The sequence below is a fragment of the Ligilactobacillus sp. UO.C109 genome (assembly GCF_026847815.1).
GTDB lineage: Bacteria > Bacillota > Bacilli > Lactobacillales > Lactobacillaceae > Ligilactobacillus > Ligilactobacillus salivarius.
On record NZ_JAPSFH010000010.1, the window covers coordinates 1 to 794 of the forward strand.

Annotated in this window: 1 protein-coding gene; it reads right to left on the minus strand. The window is 41.1% G+C overall.

Annotation, left to right across the window (positions count from 1 at the left end; genetic code table 11):
• The coding region (locus OZJ21_RS03440) for a hypothetical protein (protein WP_268857440.1) at nucleotides 1–794 on the minus strand (794 nt) is incomplete at both ends.

The following is a 794-nucleotide window of genomic DNA, read 5'->3' on the forward strand; positions in this document are numbered from 1 at the left end:
TTGAGTGAATCCTTGAGTACAAGTTCATCCTTGAGTGAAAGCTTAAGTACATCAAGTTCCTTGAGTGAATCTTTGAGTACAAGCTCATCCTTAAGCGAAAGCTTAAGTACATCAAGCAGCTTGAGCGAATCCTTGAGCACAAGTTCATCCTTAAGTGAAAGCTTAAGCACATCAAGCAGCTTGAGTGAATCCTTGAGTACAAGCTCATCCTTAAGTGAAAGCTTAAGTACATCAAGTTCGTTGAGCGAATCCTTGAGTACAAGCTCCTCACTAAGTGAAAGTCTAAGTACATCAAGTTCCTTGAGTGAATCCTTGAGTACAAGTTCATCCTTAAGCGAAAGCCTAAGCACATCAAGTTCGTTGAGCGAATCCTTGAGTACAAGTTCATCCTTGAGTGAAAGCTTAAGCACATCAAGCAGCTTGAGCGAATCCTTGAGTACAAGTTCATCCTTGAGTGAAAGCTTAAGTACATCAAGTTCCTTAAGTGAATCCTTGAGTATAAGCTCATCCTTAAGCGAAAGCCTAAGCACATCAAGTTCGTTGAGAGAATCCTTGAGTACAAGTTCATCCTTGAGTGAAAGTCTAAGTACATCAAGTTCCTTAAGTGAATCCTTGAGTACAAGTTCATCCTTAAGCGAAAGCCTAAGCACATCAAGTTCGTTGAGCGAATCCTTGAGCACAAGCTCATCCTTGAGTGAAAGCTTGAGCACATCAAGCAGCTTGAGTGAATCCTTGAGTACAAGCTCCTCACTAAGTGAAAGTCTAAGCACATCAAGTTCATTGAGCGAATCCTT